Here is a 4916-nt window from a genome sequence, read left to right on the forward strand (position 1 = left end):
TCTCAGCGTGCGCATCCGCGACGGCGCGGCCGCGCACGGCAGCGCGGGCAACGACGAGATCGGCCGGCTCGTGCAGGCGGTCGACGGGATCGGCGACGGCCTCGCGCGGATCGTCGCGCAAGTGCGCAACGGCGCGGCCGACATCGCGCACGGCACGGTCGGCATCGCGGCCGGCAGCAGCGACATCGCCGCGCGGATCGCGACGCAGGCCAGCAGCGTCGAACAGACGGCCGCCAGCATGGAGCAGATCACCGCCGCCGTGCAGCAGAGCGCCGAGCATGCGGCGCAAGCCAACGCGCTGGTCGCGGATGCGTCGGCCGCCGCGACGAACGGCGACGCCGCGGTGCAGCGCGTGGTCGCGACGATGGACGACATCGGCCGCGCGACGCGCCGGATCGCCGAGATCACCGGCGCGATCGAAGGCATCGCGTTCCAGACCAACATCCTCGCGCTGAACGCGGCCGTCGAGGCCGCCCGCGCGGGCGAACACGGCAAGGGCTTCGCGGTGGTCGCGGCCGAGGTGCGCGCGCTCGCGCAGCGCAGCGCCGCCGCGGTCAAGGAGATCGACGCGCTGAGCGCCGAATCGTCGACGACGGTCGAACAGGGTTACCGGATCGCGGACGCCGCGCGCGGCACGATGCGCGACATCGTCGCGCGGGTCGACCAGGTGCGCACGCTGATCGGCGAGATCAGCGCCGCGTCGCGCGAACAATCGACCGGCATCGAGCAGGTGAATCTGGCCGTCACGCAGATCGGCGAAGCAACGCAGCAGAATGCGCTGCTGATCTCGGACGCCGAGCGCGCGGCCGTCGCGTTGCGCGAGCAGGCCGCGCAACTGTCGGACGCGGTCAGCGTGTTCCGGCTCGCACGCGACGCGTGACGAACGCCGGACGACGAACGATCGGCCGCGGCCGGCCTCGACTACTTCTTGTCGCCCGCCAGGTCGATCGCCTTGTCCGAACCGACCGCATGGCGCAACTGGAACTTCTGGATCTTGCCGGTCGAGGTCTTCGGCAGCTCGCCGAAGCGCACGGCCTTCGGCACCTTGAAGCCCGCGAGCAGTTGCCGGCAGTGCGCGACGATCTCTTCCTCGGTCGCGCTCGCGCCTTCGCGCAGCTCGACGAACGCGCACGGCACCTCGCCCCATTTCGGGTCGGGCATCGCGACGACGGCCGCGACGGCCACCGCCGGATGCCGGTACAGCGCGTCCTCGACCTCGATGCTCGAGATGTTCTCGCCGCCCGAGATGATGATGTCCTTCTTGCGATCCTTGATCCGGATATAGCCGTCCGGCATCAGCACCGCGAGATCGCCGGTATGGAACCAGCCGCCGTGGAACGCCTCGTCGGTCGCCTTCGGGTTCTTCAGGTAGCCCTTCATGCAGATGTTGCCGCGGAACATGATCTCGCCGAGCGTCTCGCCGTCGGCCGGCACCGGCGTCATCGTGTCGGGATCGAGCACCGTCGCGCCGGCCTCGAGGTGGTAGCGCACGCCCTGGCGCGCATTCAGCCGCGCGCGCTCCTCGTCGGACACGGCATCCCAGTGCGCCTGCTTCGCGCAGACGGTCGCCGGGCCGTAGACCTCGGTCAGCCCGTACACGTGCAGCAGGTCGAAGCCGATCTCCTTCATCTTCGCGATCACGGCCGGCGCAGGCGCCGCGCCCGCGACCATCGCATGCACCGTGTGGTCGATCCCCGCGCGCAACTCGGCCGGCGCGTTCGCGATCGCGCTCTGCACGATCGGCGCGCCGCAGTAATGCGTGATGCGCTCGCGGCGAATCAGGTCGAACACAGTCTTCGCGTCGAACTTGCGCAGGCACACGTTCACGCCCGCGCGCGCCGCGACGGCCCACGGGAAACACCAGCCGTTGCAGTGGAACATCGGCAGCGTCCACAGATACACCGCGTGCTTCGGCATGTCCCATTCGAGGATGTTGCTGATCGCCGCGAGATACGCGCCGCGATGGTGATAGACGACGCCCTTCGGGTCGCCGGTCGTGCCCGACGTGTAGTTCAGCGCGATCGCCTCCCATTCGTCGGCGGGCGGCGTCCATGCGTAGTCGGGGTCGCCGCCGGCCACGAACGCCTCGTAGTCGGTCGCGCCCGCGAAACGGTCGGGGTCGGCCGGCAGCGCGTCGGCCACGCTGACGATCTTCAGGCCCGGCAGCTCCAGCGCCGCGCGCTGCGCGACCTCCGCGTATTCGGTGTCGACGATCAGCACCTTCGCCTCGCCGTGACGCAGCATGAACAGCACCGACGACGCGTCGAGCCGCGTGTTGATCGTGTTCAGCACCGCGCCGGCCATCGGCACGCCGAAGTGCGCCTCGACCATCGCCGGGATGTTCGGCAGCAGCGCCGCGACCGTGTCGCCGCGCCCGACGCCGGCCTGCGCGAGCGCGCTCGCCAGCTGCTTCGCGCGGGTGCAGGTCTCGCCCCACGTGCGCCGCACGTCACCGTGCACGATCGCGAGGCGCTCGCCGTAGACTTCGGCCGCCCGGATCAGGAAATCGATCGGGGTGAGCGGCACGTAATTGGCATCGCGGCGGCCGAGCCCGGCCTCGAACATCTGCGTCATGATCCTGTCTCCCGTGTTCTGTCCACCGGGGCGCATGCACCCCGGATCGTTTTGATGTGGTTCAATTGCCGACAGCCTAACGGGCGCTATTGTGAGCCGTCTGTCATCGAAACGACAGAGTGCCGCTCGAGCGCTGCGCGTTATCCCTATCCTCGCAAACCCGCACCCATGCACGACCACCTCGACGCGGCCGCCGCCCCGGCCGACACGCTCCCCGAACCGGGCCCGCTGCCGCCGCTCGCGACGCTGTTCGGCCAGTGCGCGTGGTTTCGCACGCTGGCGCCCGAACACCAGGCGCGCGTGCTGGCCGAGTCGCACGTCGCGCAGTGCGAAGCCGGCGACGTGATCGCGCACCGGCTCGCGCCGTCCGAATACTGGATCGGCGTCCATCAGGGGTTGCTGAAGCTCGCGATCTTCAACGTGTCGGGGCGCGGCTGCACGTTCTCCGGGGTGCCGTCGGGCGGCTGGTTCGGCGAAGGCAGCGTGATCAAGCGCGAGCTGCGCAAGTACGAGGTCGTCGCGATCCAGCGCTCGACCGTGCTGTTCGTGCCGGTCGACACGTTCCATGCGCTGCTCGACACGAGCCTGCCGTTCACGCGCTTCGTGATTCATCAGTTGAACAACCGGATGGGCGAATTCATCGCGTCGATCCAGAACAGCCGGCTGCTCGACGTCGACGCGCGCGTCGCGCAGGCGCTCGCGCAGCTCTTCAATCCCGCGCTGTACCCGGACACCGGCCCGTCGCTGTCGATCTCGCAGGAGGAACTGGGGATGCTCGTCGGTGTGTCGCGCCAGCGGATCAACCAGGCGCTGCAGCAGCTCGAGAAGCTCGGCGCGCTGCGGCTCGCGTACAACCAGATCGACGTCGTCGATCTCGACGCGCTCGCGCGCTTCGGCATGGAGCAGCTGTGAGCGCCGCCCGATGCGCGAAACCGTCGCGATCGCGACGACGCATTCCGTCTGCGGAATCGGCCGACGGACGCCACGCCCCAACCTGACAATTCCGCCAGTTTCGCGACAGTAACCCGTCGCGGGCCGACGCCTATCATTCGGGTTCCCTTCACCGCCGCCGATCACCGCCTGCCCCGCCGCCTTCATGTGGATCGTCAATCTCGCGCTCAGGCGCCCCTACACGTTCATCGTCATGGCCATCATGATCGTGCTGGCCACCCCGCTGGCGCTGATGCGCACGCCGGTCGACGTGCTGCCCGCGATCAACATCCCCGTGATCAGCGTGATCTGGAATTACAGCGGCTTCTCCGCGACGGAGATGACGAACCGCATCACGTCCGTGCATGAACGCATCCTGACGACGACCGTCAACAACATCCAGCACGTCGAATCGACGTCGCTGCCCGGCATCGCGGTCGTGAAGGTGTTCCTGCAACCCGGCGCGAACGTGCAGACGGCGATCGCGCAGACGGTGTCATCCGCGCAGGCGATCGTGCGGCAGATGCCGCAGGGCGCGACGCCGCCGCTCGTGATCACCTATTCCGCGTCGAGCATTCCGGTGATCCAGCTCGGACTGTCGAGCCAGACGCTCAGCGAGCAGTCGCTCGCCGACATCGCGCTCAACTTCCTGCGCCCGCAGCTGATCACGGTGCCGGGCGTGCAGATCCCGTTCCCGTACGGCGGCCGCACCCGCGTGGTCGCGATCGACCTCGACCCGCAGGCGCTGCAGGCGAAGGGGCTCACGCCGGCCGACATCGTCAACGCGGTCAACGCGCAGAACCTCGTGCTGCCGACCGGCACCGCGAAGATGGGCCAGACCGAATACCGGATCGACACGAACGCGTCGGCCGATACGGTCGCCGACATCAGCAACCTGCCGGTCCAGACGATCAACGGCGCGACGACCTACCTGCGCGAAGTCGCGGCGGTGCGCGACGGCTTCGCGCCGCAGACCAACGTCGTGCGCCAGAACGGCCAGCGCGGCGTGCTGATCTCGATCCTGAAAAGCGGCGACGCGTCGACGCTCAAGGTCGTGTCGGACCTGAAGGCGCTGCTGCCGAAGGTGATCCCGACGCTGCCCGAGGGGCTCACGATCACGCCGCTGTTCGACCAGTCGGTGTTCGTCAACGCGGCCGTCCAGGGCGTGATCCACGAGGCGCTGATCGCCGCCGTACTGACCGCGATGATGATCCTGCTGTTCCTCGGCAACTGGCGCAGCACGCTGATCATCGCGATTTCGATCCCGCTGTCGATCTTCACGTCGCTGATCGCGCTGTCCGCGCTCGGCGAGACCATCAACATCATGACGCTGGGCGGCCTCGCGCTCGCGGTCGGCATTCTCGTCGACGACGCGACCGTCACGATCGAGAACATCGAGCGGCACCTGCATC

The 4916-nt window shown here is 68.7% G+C and carries 4 protein-coding genes; 3 read left to right on the forward strand and 1 reads right to left on the reverse strand.

Features of this window, described 5'->3' with window-relative positions:
• On the forward strand, window positions 1–880 hold an 880-nt coding region (locus JMF90_RS24045), incomplete at its 5' end, for a methyl-accepting chemotaxis protein (protein WP_236598028.1).
• Between the two features lie 41 nt (window positions 881–921).
• Here JMF90_RS24045 and JMF90_RS24050 read toward each other — a convergent pair.
• Window positions 922–2574, reverse strand: coding sequence for an acyl-CoA synthetase (locus JMF90_RS24050; RefSeq protein ID WP_011547786.1), 1653 nt, complete (start codon window positions 2572–2574; stop codon window positions 922–924).
• Between the two features lie 168 nt (window positions 2575–2742).
• Between JMF90_RS24050 and JMF90_RS24055 the strand changes: the two genes are divergently transcribed.
• Both JMF90_RS24055 and JMF90_RS24060 read left to right on the forward strand, forming a co-directional pair.
• Window positions 2743–3486: a Crp/Fnr family transcriptional regulator gene (locus tag JMF90_RS24055; RefSeq protein ID WP_011547787.1), complete on the forward strand. Its 744-nt coding sequence runs from the start codon at window positions 2743–2745 to the stop codon at window positions 3484–3486.
• Between the two features lie 184 nt (window positions 3487–3670).
• Window positions 3671–4916: efflux RND transporter permease subunit (locus JMF90_RS24060; protein WP_201325511.1), on the forward strand; the 1246-nt coding region annotated here is incomplete at its 3' end.

It is taken from the genome of Burkholderia sp. E168m23, assembly GCF_016586125.1.
In the GTDB taxonomy this organism is placed as follows: domain Bacteria; phylum Pseudomonadota; class Gammaproteobacteria; order Burkholderiales; family Burkholderiaceae; genus Burkholderia; species Burkholderia orbicola.